Source organism: Streptomyces sp. NPDC015242 (genome assembly GCF_043079125.1).
Taxonomy (GTDB): Bacteria; Actinomycetota; Actinomycetes; order Streptomycetales; family Streptomycetaceae; genus Streptomyces.
In genome coordinates this window covers 129,195-150,073 of record NZ_JBIBUF010000012.1, presented here as the reverse complement: position 1 = coordinate 150,073, position 20,879 = coordinate 129,195, and the positions used below count along the sequence as shown (strand labels likewise).

Annotated in this window: 23 protein-coding genes and 1 pseudogene; 13 read left to right on the top strand and 11 right to left on the bottom strand. The window is 73.7% G+C overall.

The window, feature by feature from the left end:
* Positions 1-3 precede the first annotated feature (3 nt).
* Positions 4-564, bottom strand: a complete 561-nt coding sequence (locus ACF07N_RS33655; RefSeq protein WP_392120377.1) for a DUF6578 domain-containing protein — start codon at positions 562-564, stop codon at positions 4-6.
* Between the two features lie 103 nt (positions 565-667).
* Here ACF07N_RS33655 and ACF07N_RS33650 point away from each other — a divergent pair, with 103 nt between their 5' ends.
* On the top strand, positions 668-1,468 hold the full coding sequence (locus ACF07N_RS33650; RefSeq protein ID WP_392120374.1) for a site-2 protease family protein: 801 nt from the start codon (positions 668-670) through the stop codon (positions 1,466-1,468).
* Between the two features lie 4 nt (positions 1,469-1,472).
* Here ACF07N_RS33650 and ACF07N_RS33645 read toward each other — a convergent pair whose 3' ends face one another.
* From ACF07N_RS33645 to ACF07N_RS33635, 3 genes are read right to left on the bottom strand one after another with little or no spacing between them, the layout of a single operon-like run.
* Positions 1,473-1,712, bottom strand: coding sequence for a hypothetical protein (locus ACF07N_RS33645; protein WP_383340768.1), 240 nt, complete (start codon positions 1,710-1,712; stop codon positions 1,473-1,475).
* Positions 1,713-1,716: 4 nt separating this feature from the next.
* Positions 1,717-2,436 (bottom strand): NADPH-dependent F420 reductase, encoded by a 720-nt coding sequence (gene npdG, locus ACF07N_RS33640; protein ID WP_362274026.1) that lies wholly within the window; start codon positions 2,434-2,436, stop codon positions 1,717-1,719.
* A gap of 38 nt (positions 2,437-2,474) precedes the next feature.
* Positions 2,475-3,548: an exo-alpha-sialidase gene (locus ACF07N_RS33635; RefSeq protein WP_392120371.1), complete on the bottom strand. Its 1,074-nt coding sequence runs from the start codon at positions 3,546-3,548 to the stop codon at positions 2,475-2,477.
* A 118-nt stretch (positions 3,549-3,666) separates the two neighbouring features.
* Here ACF07N_RS33635 and ACF07N_RS33630 point away from each other — a divergent pair, with 118 nt between their 5' ends.
* Positions 3,667-4,269: a hypothetical protein gene (locus tag ACF07N_RS33630; protein WP_383340762.1), complete on the top strand. Its 603-nt coding sequence runs from the start codon at positions 3,667-3,669 to the stop codon at positions 4,267-4,269.
* 242 nt (positions 4,270-4,511) lie between these two features.
* Here the strand turns inward: ACF07N_RS33630 and ACF07N_RS33625 are convergent, their stop codons facing one another.
* Entirely contained in the window at positions 4,512-4,742 is a 231-nt protein-coding gene (locus tag ACF07N_RS33625; RefSeq protein ID WP_383323388.1) for a hypothetical protein, read from the bottom strand.
* Positions 4,743-4,800: 58 nt separating this feature from the next.
* Here ACF07N_RS33625 and map point away from each other — a divergent pair, with 58 nt between their 5' ends.
* On the top strand, positions 4,801-5,658 hold the full coding sequence (gene map, locus ACF07N_RS33620; RefSeq protein WP_383323385.1) for a type I methionyl aminopeptidase: 858 nt from the start codon (positions 4,801-4,803) through the stop codon (positions 5,656-5,658).
* A 167-nt stretch (positions 5,659-5,825) separates the two neighbouring features.
* Positions 5,826-6,473, top strand: a complete 648-nt coding sequence (locus ACF07N_RS33615) for a heme oxygenase (biliverdin-producing) (RefSeq protein ID WP_392120367.1) — start codon at positions 5,826-5,828, stop codon at positions 6,471-6,473.
* Positions 6,474-6,553: 80 nt separating this feature from the next.
* Here the strand turns inward: ACF07N_RS33615 and ACF07N_RS33610 are convergent, their stop codons facing one another.
* The 4 genes from ACF07N_RS33610 to ACF07N_RS33595 form a co-directional block, all read right to left on the bottom strand.
* On the bottom strand, positions 6,554-6,766 hold the full coding sequence (locus ACF07N_RS33610) for a hypothetical protein (RefSeq protein WP_383340756.1): 213 nt from the start codon (positions 6,764-6,766) through the stop codon (positions 6,554-6,556).
* Between the two features lie 98 nt (positions 6,767-6,864).
* The gene (locus ACF07N_RS33605) at positions 6,865-7,509 is read right to left on the bottom strand and encodes a PhzF family phenazine biosynthesis protein (protein WP_392120364.1); all 645 of its coding nucleotides are present in this window, start codon (positions 7,507-7,509) and stop codon (positions 6,865-6,867) included.
* 59 nt (positions 7,510-7,568) lie between these two features.
* On the bottom strand, positions 7,569-9,095 hold the full coding sequence (locus ACF07N_RS33600; RefSeq protein WP_392120361.1) for an HtaA domain-containing protein: 1,527 nt from the start codon (positions 9,093-9,095) through the stop codon (positions 7,569-7,571).
* A gap of 110 nt (positions 9,096-9,205) precedes the next feature.
* Positions 9,206-10,618, bottom strand: coding sequence for an HtaA domain-containing protein (locus ACF07N_RS33595; protein ID WP_392120358.1), 1,413 nt, complete (start codon positions 10,616-10,618; stop codon positions 9,206-9,208).
* A 127-nt stretch (positions 10,619-10,745) separates the two neighbouring features.
* Here ACF07N_RS33595 and ACF07N_RS33590 point away from each other — a divergent pair, with 127 nt between their 5' ends.
* The 7 genes and pseudogenes from ACF07N_RS33590 (at position 10,746) to ACF07N_RS33560 (ending at position 18,034) form a co-directional block, all read left to right on the top strand.
* Entirely contained in the window at positions 10,746-11,750 is a 1,005-nt protein-coding gene (locus ACF07N_RS33590; RefSeq protein ID WP_392120355.1) for a hemin ABC transporter substrate-binding protein, read from the top strand.
* A complete protein-coding gene (locus tag ACF07N_RS33585; protein WP_392120352.1) occupies positions 11,747-12,814 on the top strand; it encodes a FecCD family ABC transporter permease in 1,068 nt (355 codons plus the stop codon). Before ACF07N_RS33590 ends, ACF07N_RS33585 begins: the two co-directional genes overlap by 4 nt.
* The gene (locus tag ACF07N_RS33580; RefSeq protein ID WP_392120349.1) at positions 12,811-13,644 is read left to right on the top strand and encodes a heme ABC transporter ATP-binding protein; all 834 of its coding nucleotides are present in this window, start codon (positions 12,811-12,813) and stop codon (positions 13,642-13,644) included. The genes ACF07N_RS33585 and ACF07N_RS33580 overlap by 4 nt, the downstream gene beginning before the upstream one ends.
* A 94-nt stretch (positions 13,645-13,738) precedes the next feature.
* Positions 13,739-14,887: an iron uptake system protein EfeO gene (gene efeO / locus ACF07N_RS33575; protein WP_392120346.1), complete on the top strand. Its 1,149-nt coding sequence runs from the start codon at positions 13,739-13,741 to the stop codon at positions 14,885-14,887.
* A 13-nt stretch (positions 14,888-14,900) separates the two neighbouring features.
* The gene (gene efeB, locus ACF07N_RS33570) at positions 14,901-16,142 is read left to right on the top strand and encodes an iron uptake transporter deferrochelatase/peroxidase subunit (RefSeq protein WP_392120343.1); all 1,242 of its coding nucleotides are present in this window, start codon (positions 14,901-14,903) and stop codon (positions 16,140-16,142) included.
* Positions 16,143-16,146: 4 nt separating this feature from the next.
* Positions 16,147-17,079: pseudogene (gene efeU / locus ACF07N_RS33565) on the top strand (iron uptake transporter permease EfeU); the annotation flags it as partial.
* Positions 17,042-18,034, top strand: coding sequence for a hypothetical protein (locus ACF07N_RS33560; RefSeq protein WP_392120341.1), 993 nt, complete (start codon positions 17,042-17,044; stop codon positions 18,032-18,034). The pseudogene efeU and the gene ACF07N_RS33560, both read left to right, overlap by 38 nt.
* Before the next feature lie 20 nt (positions 18,035-18,054).
* Here ACF07N_RS33560 and ACF07N_RS33555 read toward each other — a convergent pair whose 3' ends face one another.
* A complete protein-coding gene (locus tag ACF07N_RS33555) occupies positions 18,055-18,786 on the bottom strand; it encodes a bifunctional DNA primase/polymerase (protein ID WP_392120338.1) in 732 nt (243 codons plus the stop codon).
* A 229-nt stretch (positions 18,787-19,015) separates the two neighbouring features.
* Here ACF07N_RS33555 and ACF07N_RS33550 point away from each other — a divergent pair, with 229 nt between their 5' ends.
* A complete protein-coding gene (locus ACF07N_RS33550; RefSeq protein WP_392120335.1) occupies positions 19,016-19,873 on the top strand; it encodes a glycerophosphodiester phosphodiesterase in 858 nt (285 codons plus the stop codon).
* Here ACF07N_RS33550 and ACF07N_RS33545 read toward each other — a convergent pair.
* Complete coding sequence (locus ACF07N_RS33545; protein ID WP_392120333.1) at positions 19,852-20,499, bottom strand: TetR/AcrR family transcriptional regulator; 648 nt, start codon at positions 20,497-20,499, stop codon at positions 19,852-19,854. The genes ACF07N_RS33550 and ACF07N_RS33545 overlap by 22 nt on opposite strands.
* A 105-nt stretch (positions 20,500-20,604) precedes the next feature.
* Here ACF07N_RS33545 and ACF07N_RS33540 point away from each other — a divergent pair, with 105 nt between their 5' ends.
* Positions 20,605-20,811, top strand: coding sequence for a DUF6243 family protein (locus ACF07N_RS33540; RefSeq protein ID WP_392120331.1), 207 nt, complete (start codon positions 20,605-20,607; stop codon positions 20,809-20,811).
* Positions 20,812-20,879: the final 68 nt, after the last annotated feature.

Here is a 20,879-nt window from a genome sequence, read left to right as displayed (position 1 = left end):
CGGTCACGACGGTCCGGCGGCGCGGCGGGGGCGGACCGGCGGCGCCCCGTCCGGGACGTCCAGGGCCGCCAGGACCCCGGACTCCTTCCACTGGCGTCCTCGGTCCGTCTCCTCCTCCGCGAACCACCCCGGGCATCGCTCCACCGTCCGCAGCCGCCGCTCCCCGGCCACCGGCTGCCACGTCCGCGAGCCGGGCGCGGTCTCGCTGCAGGCCTGGGACAGCACCTGCACCTCGCGGACCTCGGGCCGGCGGGCGCCGTGCCGCTCGGCGGACAGCAGCCCGGCCGCCCGGAACAGGCTCCCCCGCTCCGGCAGCCGGGCCTCGTCGTCGCCGAGGCCCGTGCTCAGGGCGACCGTGAGGCCGGGCCCGGCCCGCACCACACGGACGCCACCCACCTCCTCCACCGGCCCGCCGACCTCGGTGAGCCGGTCCTGCCGGCCGCCACCGAACACGCTGTCCGGGTCCTCGAAGAGCAGGGGCCGGCTCACCTCGTCCCCCACCGCGAACGGCGTGCCGCAGCACTCCATCTGCCGGTCCTCGTAGATCACGTGCCAGAACCCCATGGACCCACCCTCCCCGGAACCGGCCGCCCCGCGCGAGACGTTTTCCCCGCGCGCCGGGTACCGTCGGGCGTCCCACCGCGTGTCCGAGAGTGCAGGGAGTCCCATGACCACCGCCACCAGCCGCCACAGTGAGCGGCGGATCAGTCCCGTCTTCGTCGGGATCCTGTCCGTCACGGCGGTCACGGGATGGGCGACCTGGACCGGGTTCGCCGAGCAGCCCGGGGTCGCCGTGTTCCTGTTCGTGACGGCGGCGTGGATCGTCTCGCTGTGCCTGCACGAGTACGCGCACGCGCGCACGGCCCTGCACAGCGGCGACATCTCGGTCGGCGCGAAGGGCTATCTGACCCTGAACCCGCTGAAGTACACGCACGCGCTGCTCAGCATCGTGCTGCCGGTGATCTTCGTGATCATGGGCGGGATCGGGCTGCCCGGCGGCGCCGTGTTCATCGAGCGCGGGCGGATCAGCGGGCGCTGGAAGCACAGCCTGATCTCGGCCGCCGGCCCGCTGACGAACGTGCTGTTCGCCGTGGTCTGCACGGCCCCGTTCTGGCTGGACGCGCTGGACGGCGTGCCGGGCGACTTCCGCTTCGCGCTGGCGTTCCTGGCGCTGCTGCAGGTGACGGCCGCGCTGCTGAACTTCCTGCCGGTGCCGGGCCTGGACGGCTACGGCGTGATCGAGCCGTGGCTGTCGTACAACGTCCGGCGCCAGGTCGAGCCGTTCGCGCCGTTCGGCCTGCTGTTCGTGTTCGCGCTGCTGTGGCTGCCCGCGGTGAACGGCGTGTTCTTCGACGTGGTCGACGCGATCCTGAAGTCGCTCGGGATCAGCGACTTCGAGACGTACTGCGGGCAGGAGCTGTACCGCTTCTGGCAGGGCTCGAACGAGTTCTGCTCGGCCGCGCCGTGACCGCTCAGCCCGTGACGGACTTCTGCTGCCGGGCGCGCTTGAAGTAGTACCAGCACATGTTGGACGACAGGCCCGCCAGCAGCACCCACACGATGCCCAGGAAGCTGCCCCGGGTGAAGGAGACGACGGCCGCGGCCACGGAGAGGACGCAGACGATCAGGGCGTAGAGGGCAAGGCGGGGCATCTCGGTCGACTCCTGTCGGGGGACACTTCGGGCACTGCTGTGCCGTCCAGTGTCCCCCATCGGCTCACACGTCCGTGACCCGGAGCCCCGCGTGCGCCTTGTAGCGGCGGTTCACCGAGATCAGGTTCGCCACCAGCGACTCCACCTGGTGGGCGTTGCGCAGCCGTCCGGCGAAGATGCCGCGCATGCCGGGGATGCGCCCGGCGAGGGCCTGGACGATCTCCACGTCGGCGCGGACCTCGCCGAGCACCATCACGTCGGTGTCGATCTCGTCGATCTCCGGGTCCTGCAGCAGCACGGCCGACAGGTGGTGGAAGGCGGCGGTGACCCGGGAGTCCGGCAGCAGGGCCGCGGCCTGCTCGGCGGCGCTGCCCTCCTCGGGCTTGAGGGCGTAGGCGCCCTTCTTGTCGAAGCCGAGCGGGTTGACGCAGTCGACGACGAGCTTGCCGGCCAGTTCCTCGCGCAGGGACTCCAGGGTCTTGCCGTGGCCGTCCCACGGCACGGCGACGATCACGATGTCGCTGCGGCGGGCGGTCTCGGCGTTGTCGGCGCCCTCGACGCCGTGGCCGATCTCCTCGGCGGCGGCCTGCGCGCGGTCGGCGGCCCGCGAGCCGATGATCACCTTCTGCCCCGCCTTGGCGAGCCGGTAGGCGAGGCCCTTGCCCTGCGGCCCGGTCCCGCCGAGCACCCCGACGACGAGTCCGGAGACGTCGGGCAGGTCCCAGGGGTCCTTGGCGGGGGCCTTCTGGGCGTTGTCGGTGGCAGCACTGTCGGTAGAGGTCATGGCCCCGACTCTACGACCGCGGCCCCGCCCCGACCGGCTCAGGTCAGCGCCGCCACCGGCACCCGCCGGAAGGTGATCGTCTCGTAGGCGCCGAAGTCGCCGGTCTCGTACAGCAGCCCCACGGTGTCCCGGTCGGCGCGGACGAGGTCGGAGTAGGCGGCGGGCAGTCCGTCCACGGTGTGGGCCGGGCGCCAGGTGGTGCCGCCGTCGGTGGAGGCGCGGATCGTCATCAGGGCGCGGAAGCCCGGGTCGGCCGGCCCGGAGTACAGCAGCAGGTCGGGGTCGCGGAGCTGGAGGACGCTCGCCTGGCACACGGGGGCGGGCAGGCCCGCCTGCGGGCGGAAGGGCTTCAGCAGGCTCTGCCCGCTGTCGGCGGAGTGGGCGTCGGCGCGGGTGCCGGGCGACGGGGAGTCGTTGCGGGTGTTGAAGTAGACGCGCCCGTCGGGCAGTTCGGCGGCGGTGGTCTCGTTGGCGTTGATGTAGCCGTCGGGGTCGTCGTCGACGTAGCCGATCCGCCAGGTGGCGCCGGCGTCGTCGCTGAGCAGGCAGTGGCCCCCGTTGCACTTCCCCTCCGTGCCGGTGTCGGTGCCGGTGGGCGGCAGGGAGTGGTTGGCGGGGACGACGACCCGGCCGGTGCTCAGCTGGATCGCGTGGCCGGGGGTGGTGGCGTACCAGCGCCACTGCGGCTTCTTGGTCTCCTGGGTGATCTCCCGCGGCGCCGACCACGTCAGGCCCTCGTCGTCGCTGTGCTGCACCCACACGCGGCGCCCGTCGGCCGCGCTCACCTTGCCGCGCCGGATGGCGTCCTCGGTGGCCAGGGCGGCGTTGCGCACGTGCACCAGCAGGACACGGCCGGTGTCGAGGACGACGGGGGCCGGGTTGCCGGCGAGGGCGTCGCCGTTGCGCGCGGCGACCTGGAGCGGGCCCCAGGTGCGGCCGCCGTCCGTGGAGCGCTTCAGGACGATGTCGATGTTCCCGAAGTCGTCCCGGGAGCCGACCCGGCCCTCGCAGAAGGCGAGCAGGGCGCCGCCGCCCGTGGCGACGACGGCGGGGATGCGGAAGCTGGCGTATCCCTCCCGGCCGGCGCGGAAGGGGACGCTGGTCTCGGTCATCGCGGGGCTCCTCCGGGCGTTCGACGACGGAATGCGTGACCGGGCCGCCTACCCAGGCCGGGCGAATGCGCGGTGAACTCCACGTCACGACTGCCCGGTTCGGGCAGGATGCGGTCGCATGGACGCGGTACGGGTGGCGCTGTTGCGGGAAGTGCTCGCCGGGACGGAGTGGCTGGTCGCCACCCGGCGGTTCGCCAGGGCGCTGCGCGGGTCGGTGGTGTCGCACGGGGGCGGGCTGCTGCTCGTCGGCACGCCCGCGTACGAGCCGTGGCACCTGGCGGCGCATCTGGTGGACGAGGCCGCCTGGTCGGGCACGCCGGAGCTGGCGCCGACGCTGGTGCGGCACGACGCGCGCCCGTCGGATCCGGCGCACCTCGCGGTGGGTCTCGGCCGGCTGGAGGCGGCCCGGCGGGGCGAGACGCTGCTGGTGGTGTCACCCGAGGGCCCTGCCGCGCCCCTGCTCGAACGGGTGTCGGACGCCCGCCGCGCCGGGGCGACGGTGCTGGCCCTCGGTCCCGACCGGGGCGAGCTGCCGGCCGTGGCACACGAGTCCCTGGCCGTCCCGGCGGGCGCGGAACTGGACCTGGACACGGTCCAGCACCTGGTCAGCGCGGCGGCCGGGGAGAACGCGCTGCCGGCCCCGCGGGGGCGGCGCCGCTTCCGGGACCGGGTGGCCAGACTGGCCGAGCACCTGACCGCCCCACCGCCGGCCCGCTGGTAGCCGGGATGGCCACCGCCACCCCGGACCGCACCGGCAGCCCGCCCACCCCGGACGGAAGCCGAAGCCCCACCGGCCGACAGCCGGCCACCCCGCCGACAGCCAGGAGGCGAGCCCCCGCAGCCCGGGCCCCGACGGACCCGGGCGGACATCGAGCCCACCGCGGGACCTTTGCACGCTGGAGGCGGGCACACGGACGCCCGGGGCGGCTTGGGCCCCGGGCGTCCGTGCGCGTCCGCCGTGCGTCAGTTCTCCTCGCGACCGCCCGTCGGGGCGTCGTGCCACTTGGGGTCGTTCTCCCACTGCAGGTTGCGTTCGCGGGCGGTCTCCATCGCGTGTTCGGCCTCGGTGCGGCTCGCGTACGGGCCGAAGCGGTCCTTGCCCGGGCAGTCGGGCCCCTCCTCGACCTTCTTGTGCTCCAGGCAGTAGTACCACTCGCCCGGCTTGCCGACCGTCCGCTTCTTGAACAGGGCCATGACCAGCTCCTCTCGCCACCGACATGTTCCCCCACGGCCGCTGGTTAGACTCGCTGGCATGTCTGGCCAGTCGCTGCTCGTCCCCGGGGAGCTGTCCCCCACCCGTTCCGTGCCCGGAAACATCCGCCGGCCCGAGTACGTCGGCAAGCCCGCGCCGACGCCGTACACCGGACCGGAGGTGCAGACGCCCGAGACGATCGAGGCGATGCGGCGCGCCGGCCGGATCGCCGCCCGGGCGATGGAGGAGGCCGCGAAGCTGATCGCCCCCGGGGTGACCACGGACGAGCTGGACAAGGTGGCGCACGAGTACATGTGCGACCACGGCGCCTACCCCTCGACGCTCGGCTACCGGGGCTTCCCGAAGTCGCTGTGCACCAGCGTCAACGAGGTCATCTGCCACGGCATCCCGGACTCCACCGTCCTGCGCGACGGCGACATCGTCAACCTGGACGTGACGGCGTACATCGGCGGCGTGCACGGCGACAACAACGCCACCTACCTCGTGGGGGACGTCGACGAGGAGTCGCGGCTGCTGGTGGAGCGGACCCGGGAGGCGCTGAACCGGGCGATCAAGGCGGTCAAGCCGGGCCGGCAGATCAACGTCATCGGCCGGGTCATCGAGTCGTACGCCAAGCGCTTCGGCTACGGCGTCGTGCGCGACTTCACGGGCCACGGCATCAACTCGTCGTTCCACTCGGGCCTGATCATCCCGCACTACGACAGCCCGCACGCCACGACCGTCATCCAGCCCGGGATGACGTTCACGATCGAGCCTATGCTGACGCTCGGCACGCACGAGTACGACATGTGGGACGACGGCTGGACGGTCGTGACGAAGGACCGGAAGCGGACGGCGCAGTTCGAGCACACGCTGGTGGTGACGGACTCGGGCGCGGAGATCCTCACCCTGCCGTAACGCTCCGCTTCCCCGTCCGCGGCCCGCTCTCACCCGAGGGCGGGCCTTTCTCGTGCCCGCACGGGTTTTTTCCGCACGGGTTTTTTCCGACAACGCGTCGGGAAGTTTACCGACAGCTGGTCGGCAAGGCATTGACTTAGGCGACCCTAACCAGAGAAAGTGGGCCCATGGAATCCTTCTCGACCCTCCTCAGGACCGCTTCCCGCGAGCAGCACGAGGAGGTCAGGGGCTCGACCTTCCTGAGCGATCTGCTGGGGCACAAACTGGGGGTCGACGCGTACGCGCGCTACACGGAGCAGCTGTGGTTCGTGTACCGGGCGCTGGAGTCCGCCGCGGAGCGGCTGGCCGGAGACCCCGTGGCGGGCCCCTTCGTCCGCCCGGAGCTGTTCCGCACGGCGGCGCTGGAGCAGGACCTGGAGTACCTGCGCGGCCCCGGCTGGCGCTCGGCGGCCACAGCGCTGCCGGCCACGCTGGAGTACGCCGGGCGGATCACCGAGTGCGCCCGCGACTGGCCGGCCGGTTACATCGCCCACCACTACACCCGCTACCTCGGCGACCTCTCCGGTGGGCAGATCATCCGCGACACCGCCGAGAAGACGTGGGGCTTCCCCAGGAAGGGCGACGGGGTCCGCTTCTACGTCTTCGAGCAGATCCCCAACCCGGCCGCCTTCAAGCGCTCCTACTGGGAGCTGCTGGACGCCGTGCCCGGGGACGAACTGGAGCGGCAGCGGATCGTGGCCGAGTGCAAGCGGGCCTACGGGCTCAACAACGCGGTCTTCCAGGCGCTGGGCGAGGAGTTCCCGCTCTCGGCGTGAGCCGCGCGGACACACACCGGGGCCCCTCGCACCCGGCGAGGGGCCCCGGTGCCGGCTCGGCAGAGCCTCGGCCCTGCGGCTCAGACGTCGAACACGTCGTTGCGGCAGAGGGCGCCGCCACCTTCGATCTCGGCGGTCTCGGCCTCGATCTCGTAGAAGTACGGGCTGCACGCCACGTGGTGGCCGTCGCGGTAGTCCCGGCCGTCGTCGTCGTTGGCGGCGGCGGTCGCCGCGCCGGTGGCGGTGACGGCGACGGTCAGGGCGGCTACGGCCAGAGCGGATCGAATGCGCATGAGAATCCTCTCGCGGTGGTGCTCGGTCATGCCCAGAGGTCCCCGTTCGCCACCGCGCACACACGCTGTTCCACCCGTACGGCCGCGCGCCGCCCGGGTCAGCGTTCCAGACGCACCCGGCCGCCGACCTCGGTCCAGCCGCCCGGCTGGGGCGCGGTGAGGATCTGGGAGCCCGCCCCCTGGGTGATGTTCAGGGCCCGGCCCAGCCGCTCGGTGAGCAGCAGGGCGGCCGCCCCGGTCGCCTCGTCCTCGTCGATGCCGTCGCCCCGGCCGGGAAAGCCCCGGGCCCGGACCCGCCCGGCGGGCTCGTCCTCCCACGCCCAGGCGTACACCCACTCCCCCGACGGTGGCACGGGCAGGCCGTCGACCTCGGCGACGCCGCCGTACTGCCGCAGGGTGCGCGGCGGCGCCCACTCCGCCCGCGCCTCGATCCAGCAGAACTCCCCGTCCTGCCGCGCCCCGACCACCCCGGCGGGCATCACGAGCTCGGGCACGTCGAGCAGCCAGGCCGTGCCGACGCAGGGGTGCCCGGCGAAGGGCAGGCGCGAGGTGGGCCTGTAGATGTCGATCACGCCCCGCTCGGGGTCGTCGACGAACACGGTCTCGCTGAACCCGAGCTTGGCGGCGAACGCCTGACGGTCGCCCGGACCGGGCAGCACGGATCCGTCACGTACGACACCGAGTTCGTTGCCGTACCCACCGTTCGGCCCGCAGAAGACGCGGAGCACGTCGTAGTCAGTCACGGGGGCATTCAAGCACCGGCGGGGCGGGGGCCGACGGACCGCCCGCCCCGGACGTCCGCTCAGGCCCGGGTGCGCCGCCTGCGCACGGCCAGGACGGCCCCGGCGCCCATCACGACGGCCGCGGCGGCGGCCGCCCCGAGGGGGCCGGCCGGGAGCGCGGAACCGGTGCTCGCGAGGCCACCGGTGACGGCCCCGGTGGCCGAGCCCCCCGTGGTGGAGCCGCCGACCGTGGTGGAGCCGCCCGCCGAGGAGCCGGTGCCGTCGGCCGAGCCGCCCGTGGAGCCGCCGGACGCGCCCGCGGAACCGTCACCTCCGTCCGTGCCGCCGGGGAGCTGCGCGTCGTCCGTGAGGGCGATCGACAGGTCGGCCGGGTCGAGCCGGGTACCCGCGGTGTAGAAGTCACCGAAGGCCTTGGCGCCGGCCTCGGTGAGGGTGGCGGTGACGTCGTCGAGGGTGATGACGTCGCCCTCGGGGATGAGAGTGGAGACGCCGGTCCTCAGCTCGGCGAGCACCACGTCCCGCGACTGCTCGCCGAGGCTGGCGACGTCGGCGGTGAGGCGGCCGGCGCCGTCGTCGAGGGTGACCGTGAGACCGGCCAGGGTGAGGTCGAGTCCGTGCCGTCCGTCGCTCTCGTGGCCCTGGAAGGTCACGCTGCCCTGGAAGGACACGGAGAGGGTGCCCGCGGCCGTGTCGTAACGGCCGGTCGCGCCGGGGAAGGTGAAGGGGCCGTTGCCGGACGCCTGCGTCGCTCCGCCGGACACCGTGATCCGCCCGTGGGCGACCGGGCCCACGACGTACGCGCGGAAGGACTCCTTCACTCCCCAGCCGAGCCTGCCGTCGGCTATCTCGCCCCGCGGCGCGGGGGCCGAGGGACCGCCGGTGGTGGGGCCGCTCGGCGCCGGGGACTGCGTCACCCGCGGTGGCGTCGGGGAGGGTGACGTGACCGGCGTCTGCGACGGAGTGGCCGTGGGGGTCGGAGTGGGCGTCGCTGTGGGGGTCGGCGTCGTGGGGCTGGGCGACGGGGGCGGGGTCTTCTGCACCACCGTCAGGGGGTCGCCGGCGGCGCCCTCGTAGCCCGCGCTGCCGAAGACGTCCGCCGCCTCCTTGGTCAGCGTGGTGGCCATGTCCTTCATCGCGCGCGTGACCGTGACCTTCGCGAGCGGCACGTCGTCCGTCGTGGCGCCGTTCCTCGTGACGTCGGCGGTGACTTCCGCGGCGGCGCTGTCGAACCTCACGTCGGACAGGGTGAGGGCGAAACCGTGCAGCTTCGAGTCGATCCTCAGGGTGCCCTGGAAGGCGAGGTCCACGGTGTGGGCGGTCGGGTCGTAGCCGCCGGAGCCGTCCACGAAGGTGAACGGGCCGTTGCCCGCGGCCTGGCTCGCGCCGTCCGCGGTGGTGAAGGTGCCGGCCGCCATGCCGGTGACGTAGGTGCGGTACGACTGCTTGATGCCCCAGGTCAATGCGTAGCCGGTGAGCGGGACTTCGGCGGCGGCGGCGGAGGAGGGGGCGAGCGCGGTGGCGCCGAGGGCGGCGGCCGTGGCCACGGCGGCGGCGAGGGCGGCGGTCCGGCGTCGTCTGACGGGCATGGCGTGACTCTCCTGGGTGACGGGATGAGGTGGTGACGGGATGAGGTGGTGACGGGTGGTGGGTGAAGGGGCGCGTGGCGATGGGGTGACGAGGCGTTTCGGCGAGTGGGTCAAGGCGCGTCCGGGGCCTCGGCGGCCGGACGCGTGCGGCGCCTGCGGACGGTGACGACCGTGACGGCCGCTGCCGCGGCGGCCAGGCAACCGGCCGCCAGGGCGACGGGCAGGGCGCGTGTCCCGCCGTCCGCCGCGTCGCTCGCGACGGGCTCCGCGGAGGCCCGCGCGGGCGTCGGCGTGGGCGGGGCGCTCGCCGTCGGCTCGCTGCCCAGGTCGGGCAGGGCGGGCAGGGCGGCGCCTGCGGTCAGGGCCACGGCCAGGGAGACGGGGTCCATCGCGGTGCCCGCCCGGTACATCCCGCCGAAGGCCCGCGCCCCCTGGGCGGTGAGCCGCGCGGGTGCCTCGGTCACCCGGAGCAGCCCGCCCGACCTCTCCTGATCCCCGGCGGCGAAGGTGACCAGGGGGACCTTCCTCGCGCGGTACCGAGGGCTCGTCACGTCGGCGAACAGCGTGCCCGTGCCGCCGTCGACGGTGACGCGCACCGCGCTCAGCCGCAGGTCGAGGCCGTGGGCGCCGGTGAAGCGCACGGCACCGCGGAACGAGGCCTCCAGGCCGCCGTCCTCGTACCGCCCCTTACCGCCCGGGAAACGGAAGAGGGCGCCGCCGTCCAGCGCGCCGGACGAGAGGGTCCAGCGGCCGTCGGCGATGTCGCCCGTGACGTACTCGCGGAAGGTGCGCCGTACTCCCCAGTCGACGGCACCGTCCTGGACGGCACCGCGCGGGGTGCTCTTCCGGGTGGCGGACGGCGACGGCGCGGCGGGTGTGGGGGACTTCGCCGCGGCCTGCCGTACGTCCACCGACAGGCTGACCGGGTCCAGCGCGGTACCGGCCGTGTAGTACCCGGCGAAGGAGCCGGCGCCCTGGGCGGTGAGCGTGGCGGGGACGTTCTGCAGGACGACGGAGGTGCCGCCGCCGCGCATGTCGATACCGCCCAGCGCGAGGGAGGCGAAGGGCACCTGACGGGACGTCGTGACCGTCCCGGTGCCCTTCGCCTTGCTGGTGACGTCCACGAAGAGCGTGCCGGTGGAGCCGGTGACGCTCACCGTGGGTCGGCTGAGGGTGAGGTCGAGCCTGTGCTCGCCCGTCTCGGTGCGGTGGCCGAGGAAGCGCACCCCGCCCGAGAAGGAGGCGCGGAAGGCACCGGAGCCGCCGTCGTACGTCCCGGTCGCCGAGTGGAAGCGGAAGCCGCTGCGGCCGACGGTGGCCGCACCGCCCGTGAGGGAGTAGCCGCCCCCGGCGACGGGCCCGGTGACGTAGGCGGAGAACGACGACTTGACGCCCCAGTCGAGCCGGCCGCCCTCCACGGCACGGCTCGCGGCGTGGGCGCCGGAGGCCGGCAGGACGGCTCCCGCGACGCCCAGGAGGGCCGCGCAGAACAGGGTGAGCAGGGCAGGTGGCCGGGCGGGCATGGCGGGGTCCTCCGGAAGCGACGATGACGGCAGCCGGTAAAGACTAAGGTAAGGCTAACCTAAGCTGAAACCGGCTCAAGGGTCACAGGGGTCCCTCCGGGCTCCGCAAGTGAAGGGAACGTGACGGATGGTGGGACGCTTGCGCAGGCGACCGGCGAGGGCGCTGCTGTCCGGGCTCGCCCTCGCGCTCATGGCCACGGCGTGCTCCCAGGCGGCACCGCCCGCCCCCACCGCGGTGGCGGCGGCGAACCGCGTGCAGCCCCTCACCGGCACGCCGGAGCCCGAGCTTCCGGTCACCGTCCGCTCCGCCGACGGCGCGCGGGTGACGGTCGAGCGGGCCGCCCGGATCGTGCCCCTGTCCGGCAGCCTCAGCGAGATCGTCTTCGCGCTCGGCCTCGGCGACCGGGTCGCGGCCCGCGACATCACCACCACCTTCGCGCAGGCCGCGGCACTGCCCGTGGTCACCCGGGGCCACGACGTCTCCGCCGAGAGCGTCCTGTCGCTCAGGCCCGACCTGGTGCTGGCCGAGACCACGACCGGCCCCCGGGAGGCGATGGACCAGATCCGCGCCGCGGGCGTGCCGATCCTGCTCGTCGCCCCGGCCCGGGGCCTGGACGACGTCGGCCCGCGCATCCGGGCGGTCGCGGACGCGCTCGGCGTGCCCGAGGCCGGCGAGCGGCTCGTCCGCCGCACCGAGCAACGCATCGCCGCCGTCACGGAGTCGGTCCCCGACGAGCGGCCCAGGCCCCGGGTGGCCTTCCTCTACCTGCGCGGCTCGGCCTCCGTCTACCTCATCGGCGGGGCGGGATCGGGCGCGACCTCGCTGATCGAGGCGGCCGGGGCCGTGGACGCCGGGGCCGACTCGGGCCTGGAGAAGGACTTCACCGCCATCACCAGCGAGGCCCTCGTCCGTGCCGCCCCCGACGCGATCCTGGTCATGACCAAAGGGCTCTCCTCGGTCGGCGGCGTGGACGGCCTGGTGCGGCTCCCCGGCGTGGCCCAGACCCCGGCCGGGGCGGAGCGCCGGGTCGTCGCGGTCGAGGACGGCGTGCTGCTCACCTACGGACCACGCACCGACCAGGTGCTCGCGTCGGTGGTGCGGCAGCTGTACGGCGAGGGAGGCACCCGGTGACCGCCGTGCAGCGGACGGCGGCCGGCGCTCCGGCCCGGCGCGCCACGGCCCGGCTGCTGACGGCCGCCCTGGCCGGCGCCCTGCTCGTCCTCGTCCCGGTCGCCGCCGGCACGGGCGCCTTCCCCGTGCCCGTCGGTGACGTCCTCGCCTCCGTGCAGCACCGGCTGGGGCTGGGCGGCACAGGGCTCGACCGGGTGGCCGAGTCCGTGCTGTGGAACGTGCGGTTCCCGCGGATCGCGCTGGCCCTGCTGGTCGGCGCCTCCCTGGGCTGCGCGGGCGCGCTGATGCAGGGCGTGTTCGGCAACCCGCTCGCCGAGCCGGGCGTCATCGGCGTGTCCTCCGGGGCGGCGGTCGGCGCGGTCGCCGCGATCGCCCTCGGCCTGGACGTCCTCGGCACCTGGACCGTGCCGGCCTTCGCCTTCGTCTCGGGGCTGCTGACGGTCCTGCTGGTGTACGCGATGTCCCGCTCGGGCGGCCGGACGGAGGTGGTCACGCTGATCCTCACCGGCATCGCCGTGAACGCCTTCGCCGGGGCGCTCATCGGCCTGTTCCTCTTCGTCGCGGACACGGCCGCGGTCAACCAGATCACCTTCTGGCAGCTGGGCTCGCTCTCCCAGGCGACCTGGCCGAAGGTACTGGCGGTCCTGCCGTGCGCGGTGGTCGGCCTGGCGGCGGCGCCCCGCTACGCCCGCCGGCTGGACCTGCTGGCCCTCGGCGAGCGCCCCGCCCACCACCTGGGCGTCGACGTGGAGCGGCTGCGCGTCGTGCTGATCGTCGTCATCGCGCTGCTGACGGCGGCGGCCGTGAGCGTGGCCGGGATCATCGGCTTCGTGGGCCTGGTCGTCCCGCACCTGCTCCGCATGGCGGCCGGTCCGGGCCACCGCTTCCTCGTCCCGGGCAGCGCGCTCCTCGGCGCGCTCGTCCTGCTGACCGCCGATCTGACGGCCCGTACGGTCGCCGCCCCGGCCGAGCTTCCGCTCGGGGTGCTGACGGCCCTGCTCGGCAGCCCGTTCTTCTTCTGGCTGCTGCGCCGCACCCGGCGCCGCCAGGGAGGCTGGGCATGATCCGCCCGCGCGGCCAGCGCCCGCGTCCCCCGGCCCCGCCCGCGCCCGGCGACGTCCTGGCCGAGGCCCGGGACCTCGGCGTCCGGCTCGGCACCCGCGCGGTCCTCACCGGCGTCGACCTCACCGTTCGCGCCGGCGAGGTCCTCGCCCTGGTCGGCCCCAACGGGGCGGGCAAGTCGACCCTGTTGAGCGCCCTGGCCGGTGACGTCCCGCCCGCGGAGGGGACGGTGAGCGTCCACGGCCGTCCGGCGACGCGGTGGAGCGCGCCGGAACTCGCCCTGCGCCGCGCGGTGCTGCCCCAGTCACCGCTGCTCTCCTTCCCCTTCACGGTGGAGGAGGTCGTCCGCATGGGCCGGGCCCCGCACGCCGCCTGCCCCGCGACCACGCCCGCCGACGACGACCGGGCGGTGGCCGAGGCCATGGCCGCGACCGAGGTGACCGCCTTCGCCGCGCGCCCGTTCTCCGCGCTCAGCGGCGGCGAGCGGGCCCGGGTGGCGCTCGCCCGCGTGCTGGCCCAGCGGACCCCGCTCCTGCTGCTCGACGAGCCGACCGCCGCCCTCGATCTGCGGCACCAGGAACTGGTCCTGCGCCTGTGCCGGTCGAGGGCGCGCGCCGGGGACGCGGTGGTCGTGGTGGTGCACGACCTGGGACTGGCGGCGGCGTACGCGCACCGGGTCGCCCTCCTGCACGCCGGTGGCGTCGCGGCGCGGGGCACCCCCGCCGAGGTCTTCACCGAGCGCGTGCTCTCCGAGGTCTACGACCAACCCGTCGAGGTCTTCCCGCATCCGCGGTCACGGGCCCTGCTGATCACACCGAGACGCGAGCTTTGACCGTCCCTTGACTGCGTCATGGCGGCGATTTTGAGCCACTTAGGTAATTCTTATGTGCCTTAGGTGAGCCTCACCTTCCTGTCTTGGAGCCTCCATGCGACCCGTCAGACCAGCCTCCCTCCTCGTCGCCGCCGCGGCGGCCCTGACCGCCGTCACCGGCTGCACCGAGAAGGGCGGCGCGCAGGACGGCGACCGTGTGATCCACGTGACGGCCACGGACGACACGTGCGAGGTGTCGAAGAAGGAGTTCCCGGCCGGGCACGTCGAGCTGGCCGTCGAGAACAAGGGGTCCAAGGTCACCGAGGTCTACGTCCTCTTCCCGGACGACCGCGTGGTCACCGAGCGGGAGAACATAGGCCCCGGCACCAAGCAGCGCGTCACCGCCGAGGTGAAGGCCGGCGACTACCAGATCGCCTGCAAGCCGGGCATGAAGGGCAAGGGCATCCGCCAGGCCGTCAGGGCCACCGGCGGCAGGACCGCCACGCGCGACCCGCGCCTGGACAAGGCCGTCGCCGCCTACCGCGCCTACGTGCAGCAGCAGGCCGACGCGACGCTGCCGCTCGCCGAGACCTTCGCCGAGGCCGTCCAGGACGGCGACATCGCGGCGGCGAAGAAGGCCTACGCCCCCTCCCGCATCGGCTGGGAGCGCACCGAGCCGGTCGCCGAGTCCTTCGGCGACATCGACCCCAAGGTCGACGTCCGCGAGGACGGCCTGGAGGACGGCCAGGACCCCGCCACCGACTGGACGGGCTGGCACCGCCTGGAGAAGGCGCTCTGGCAGGACGGGAAGATCGGCGACCGCGAGAAGGAACTCGCCGGACTGCTCGTCAAGGACCTGAAGGACTGGCAGAAGCGGGTCGGCACGGCCGAGATCACCCCCACCTCGATGGCCAACGGCGCCAAGGAACTCCTCGACGAGGTGGCCACCGGCAAGGTAACCGGCGAGGAGGAGCGCTACTCGCACACCGACCTCGTCGACTTCAAGGCCAACGTGGAAGGCGCGCAGAAGTCGTACGACCTGCTCAAGCCGGTCGCCCGGGAGAACGACGCGGACCTGGTCACCGAGTTGGACCGGCAGTTCGCCGCGCTGAACGGGCTGCTCGACCGGTACCGCCCGAACGCCGGCTCCTACGACTTCACGTCCTACGACAAGGTCGGCAAGGCGGACCGCAAGAAGCTCTCGGACGCGGTGAACGCGCTCGCGGAGCCGCTGTCGAAACTCGCCGCGTCCGTCGTGAAGTGACCGGGACCCCACCATGACGGACACCGACACACCCTCCCCGTCCCGGCGTTCGCTGCTCGGCTGGGGCGGCGCCGGCCTGGCGCTCGGCGCCGCCGCGGCGGGCGGCGCGGTGGCACTCGCCCGCACGGACCAGGACGCCGCAACGCCGGCCGCCGGCACGGCGATCCCGTTCCACGGACCCCACCAGGCGGGCATCGCCACCCCGGTCCAGGACCGCCTGCACTTCGCCGCGTTCGACGTGACCACCGAGGACCGCGCGGCCCTCGTCGGGCTGCTGAAGGACTGGACGGAGGCGGCCCGGCGCATGACGGCCGGACGGGCCGTCGGCGAGGGCGCCTACGGCGGCCTGCCCGAGGCACCCCCGGACGACACCGGCGAGGCACTGGGCCTGCAGCCCTCCCGCCTCACCCTGACGATCGGCTTCGGCCCGAGCCTGTTCACCCGGTTCGGCCTCGCCGGCCGCCGCCCCGAAGCCCTCGTGGACCTGCCGAAGTTCGCGGGCGACAACCTGGACCGGGCCCGCAGCGGAGGCGACCTGTGCGTCCAGGCCTGCGCCGACGACCCGCAGGTCGCCGTGCACGCCATCCGCAACCTGGCCCGCATCGGCTTCGGCAAGGTCGTCATCCGCTGGTCGCAGCTCGGCTTCGGCAAGACGTCCTCGACGACGCCCGAGGGGCAGACCCCGCGCAACCTGTTCGGTTTCAAGGACGGCACGCGCAACATCGCGGGCACCGAGACGGACCGCCTGCGCGAGCACGTCTGGGTCGGCGAGAAGGACGGCCCGGCCTGGATGGCGGGCGGCAGCTACCTCGTCGCCCGCCGCATCCGCATGCACATCGAGACCTGGGACCGCACCCCGCTGCAGGAGCAGGAGGACATCTTCGGCCGGGACAAGGGCGAGGGAGCCCCGGTCGGCAAGGCGAAGGAACGCGACGAGCCCTTCCTGAAGGCGATGAAGCCCGACGCGCACGTCCGGCTGGCGCACCCCGGCTCCAACCGCGGGGCGACGATCCTGCGCCGCGGCTACTCCTTCACCGACGGCACCGACGGACTCGGCCGCCTGGACGCGGGCCTGTTCTTCCTGGCCTACCAGCGCGACGTCCGCGAGGGGTTCATCCCGATCCAGCGCAACCTGGCGGCGGACGCGCTCAACGAGTACATCCAGCACGTCGGTTCGGCGCTCTTCGCCATTCCGCCGGGCGTCCGCGACCAGGACGACTGGTGGGGCCGGACGCTGTTCTCCGAGGAGGCCTAGGCCCGTGTTCTCCAACTACCTGATCGGTCTGCGCGAGGGCCTGGAGGCGAGCCTGGTCGTCTGCATCCTCATCGCCTACCTCGTCAAGACCGACCGCAAGGACGCGCTGAAGCCGATCTGGGCGGGCATCGGCGTCGCGGTGGCGCTCGCGCTGGGCTTCGGCTGCGCCCTCGAATTCGGCTCCCAGGAGCTGACGTTCCAGGCGCAGGAGGCGCTCGGCGGGTCGCTGTCGATCCTCGCGGTCGGCCTGGTGACGTGGATGGTCTTCTGGATGCGCCGCACCGCCCGGCACCTCAGGTCGGAGCTGCACGGCAGGCTGGACGCCGCCCTCGCGATGGGCACGGGCGCGCTGGTCGCCACGGCGTTCCTCGCGGTGGGCCGGGAGGGCCTGGAGACGGCCCTGTTCGTCTGGGCGTCGGTCCACGCGGCGAGCGACGGCACCCCGCGTCCCCTGCTGGGCGTCGCCCTGGGCCTGCTGACGGCGATCCTCCTGGGCTGGCTGTTCTACCGGGGTGCCCTGCGCATCGACCTGTCGAAGTTCTTCACGTACACCGGCGCCCTGCTGGTCGTGGTCGCGGCGGGGGTGCTGGCGTACGGCTTCCACGACCTCCAGGAGGCCGACTTCCTGCCCGGCCTCGACGACAAGGCCTTCGACGTCTCCGGCACCGTCCCGCCGGACAGCTGGTACGGCACGCTCCTGAAGGGCGTCCTCAACTTCCAGCCCGACCCGACGACCCTCCAAGTCACGGTGTGGCTGCTGTACTTGGTGCCCACTCTGGCCCTCTTCCTCGCCCCGGCCAGGGTGCGGACGGAACCGGTGGGCGACCGGGCCTGACGCCGTACCCGCCGCAGGCACCCGGTAGGGTTCGCCTCCGGAAAGGGGAAGGTGAAGGAACCCGATGAGCAGGGATCGCGACCCTCGAACGCTCCGCAGGCCCGCCCGGAGCGCCCTCATAGCAGCGTCAGTGACGGCTTTGTCGATGACGACCGGCGGATGCGTCGTCGTGCACGGCGAACGGGAGATCCTCCCGTCCACGACCCGCGCCGAAGCCGCGAAGGCCCTCCAGCAGTTCACGACCGCGTACAACGAGGCCGACAAGGCCTACGACCCCGCCCTGGACGCCGACCGCACCACCGGCGCCCTCGCCGACATCGACTCGGCCCGGCTGAAGGCCGGCCGGGCGAACAACCCGGACGGCAACCCGAACCACACCCCCCTGCAGCTGACGGACGCGAAGTTCACCATCCCCAAGAAGGCCGGCTGGCCCCGCTGGTTCCTCGTCGACGCCGCCGGCAACAAGGGCGGCACCGCCCGCTGGCTGCTCGTGTTCACCCGCAGCAGCCTCGACGCCCCGTTCCAGGTGGCGTACCTGACGCTCGTCGCCCCGGGCAAGGTCCCTCAGTTCAAGAGGGACGCGGACGGCTGGGCCGAGTCCGTCCCGGTGAACGCGGCGGGACTGGCCGCCGCCCCGGGCGAGTTGGGCCGCGGCTACACCGCGTACCTGAAGGACGGCGGCGAGACCTTCGCGGACGGCCCGCACACCACCCAGTGGCGTGCCCTGCGCCAGAAGAACGCCAAGAAGCCGGGCCTGGTCACCCAGTACATCGACGAGCCGCTGACGAACGGCGACTACGCGCCGCTGGCCCTGCGCACGACGGACGGCGGAGCGCTGGTGTTCTTCGCCACGCGGCACTACGAGAAGCAGACGGCCGCCGCGGGCACGTCGGTCCCCGTCCCGAACAAGGACGTGCTGGCCCTGACGAAGGGCGAGATCAAGCAGTCCCTCACGATGGAGTTCGTCTCCAACGAGGTCGCGCTGGACCCGAAGGGGCCGGGCAAGGTGACCATCCTGGGGAGGATCCAGGGTCTGACGGCGGGGGAAGGCTCGTAGCGGACCGGGACGCGGGGGGCTCAGTGCCGCAGGGGCCAGGCCGCCCGCTGGTCGGTGTCCTCACCGGCGTACCGCGCGCAGACCTCGGTGAGCACCTCCAGCAGGCTCAGCGGATCCGGCAGCGCGTGCTCGGGCCCGCGCACCCACCGCACCGACTGGTCCTCACCGGGCAGCCGGGCCGGCGGGACGAGGACGTAGGAGCCGCGGCAGTGCCAGCGCAGCCCGGGGTGTTCGTCCATCGTCTCGGGGTGGCAGTCCAGCTCGCACGGCCACCACTCGTCCTCGTCCTCGGGCGTACCGCGCGTGAGGGTGAAGAAGAGCATGCGCCCGTCGTCGCTCTCGGCGACCGGACCGACCTCGACGCCCTCGGACAGCAGCCGGTCCAACGCGACGCGACCGGCGTCGAGGGGCACGTCGAGGACGTCGTGCACCATGCCGGTCGCGGTGATGAAGTTGGCCTGCGGCTGATGGCGGGCCCAGCGCTCGATCTGGGCGCGGTCGGTGGTGGACTGCGTCTGCCAGGCGAAGGACACCGGGTGGCGGGCCGGGGTGGGACAGCCGACACGGTCGCAGGAGCAGCGGTACCCGGCCGGGTGGGCGGCGGGCGCGAGCGGCAGTCCCGCGCCGGCGGCGGCGAGCAGCAGGTCCTCACGGCCGCCGTCCCCGGCGGTCTCCTTGGGCCGGCGCCCCGCGCGCAGCCACTGGGTGAGTTTGCCCTGCAGGCCGGTCCGGCCGCCGAACTCCGCGCTCATCTATCCCCTCGCCTCGCCGTCGTGCGGAACAGCATGCCTCATGGTCCCATCTTCCCGCGCACCGGGGGGCCAGTGCCCACATCCGGGGCATGAGGGCCGAGACGTGGACCGGTGGGGCGAGACGCGCACGGGCGGGCGAGGCATATGCCACAGGACGAAAGGGTGTGCAACCCCGCCGACCGGTGTCATTTCCCGCCTTGCCAGGACAGGGCGCCCTACCGTGGTCGCCATGGTCACAAGCATCGCGCTGACGGCCGTGGCCACCGCGGCGTCCGTGGTCTCGCTCGCCCTCGCCGGGCCCGGCGGCCGCGCCCCGGCCCCGCTGGAGTGGGGCACCGGCCCGCTGACGGTGGCGGCACTGCCCCGGATCACCTACGTCGCCCACCGCGGCGGCGCCCGCGAGGTCCCGGAGAACAGCATGAGCGGCCTGATGGCCGCCTACGCGCGCGGTACGGCACAGGTGCTGGACTTCGACACCCGGCTGCTGCGCGACGGCACGCCGGTGGTGTTCCACGACGAGACCCTGAACCGCACGACCTACCTGGGCGGCGCGGTGCGCGGCCTGGACGCGCGGGAGTGGCGGGGGGTGCGGCTGCGCCCGAAGGACCGGCTCCCGGGGAGCTGGCGGTCGGAGCGGCCGCCGACGGTCGCCGAGGTGCTGGACCGTTTCGGCGGACGGATCGTGCTGATGCTGGAGGCGAAGGACCCGCGGGCCCTGGACCGGCTGGCGGCCCTGATCCGGGCCCGGGGCCTGACCCGCTCGGTGTTCGTGAACTCCAACGACCCCGAGGTGGCCCGGCGCGCCCACCGCCTCGGCCTGCTGGCACAGGTGTGGCGCTCGGCCGAGCAGTTGCGCACGGACCGCCCGGAGCGCTGGCGGTCGTACGTCGACCTGCTGGACGTGGACCACCGGGCGCGGGACGCGGACCTGCTGCGGGCGGTGCGCTCGGGGATCCCCCGGGTGTGGGCGCACACGGTGGTGACGGACGCGCAGCGGGACCGGGTGCTGGCGCTGGGCTGCGACGGGGTGATCACGGACGCGCCGGGGCGGCTGGCCCGGGCCGCTCAGCGGGGGGCGAGGCCGTGAAGGGCGTAGTCGACGAGGGTGTCGGTGTACTCGTGGGAGATCGGGCCGGTGTGCTGGAGCCAGCGCTGGGCGAGCGGGGAGATGAAGAACTCCAGGGCGATGCGCAGGTCGAGGTCCTCACGGACCTGCCCGGCGGCCTGGGCGGCGCGCAGCCGGTCCGTGTAGAGGTCGAGTGAGGGCTGCATCAGCTTGGCCACGAGCTCGCGCCCGAGTTCCTCGTTGACGACGCCCTCGGCGGCGAGGGCGCGGGACGGCGCCTCGAAGCGGGGGTCGCGCAGTTCGTCGACGGTGGCCCGCAGGACGGCCTTGATGTCGGCGGCGATGTCCCCGGTGTCGGGGAAGGCGTACGACAACGGCTCCTCCGTCGCCTCCCGCTGGGACCGTTCGGCCAGGTCGAGGAAGGCCTCCATCAGCACGTCGGCCTTGGACGACCACCACCGGTAGATCGTCTGCTTCCCGACACCGGCGCGGGCGGCGATCCCCTCGATCGTGGTCTTGGGGTAGCCGGCCTCGACGACGAGGGCGAGGGCGGCGTCGTAGATGGCGCGGCGGGACTTCTCGCTGCGCCGGGTGGCGTCGGGGGCGGACTTGCCGGGGGCGGGCTGGGCTGACTTCTGGGCGGCCATGGGCCGAATTTATCAGGTTGACAAGACGGAGCGTCTCGCGGAGAGTGGTGGCGTCCTGGCGAGACGATACGTCTCGTTTTATCGCTGATGCGGAAGGAGCCCGACATGGCCCGAGGCGGAGCCGGAAACCTGCTGGGAGTCGGCGGAGCGTGCAAGAACCTCGGCCGCGAAGCCCTGCGGGGCAACGGCCGGGGCGGCCGGGTCGGCGGCGGCCTCGATGCGCAGGCCCAGAAGCGCGAACTGCTGCGCAAGCTCCAGGAGGAACGGCAGCAGCGGCGGCAGGAGGGCGGCACGACCCGGACCTCCTCGTGACCCTCCCCCGCCCGGGGGAGAGCCACCCCTCGCGCGCGGGATCCCCCCGGGGCGTCCGGCGGATGTAC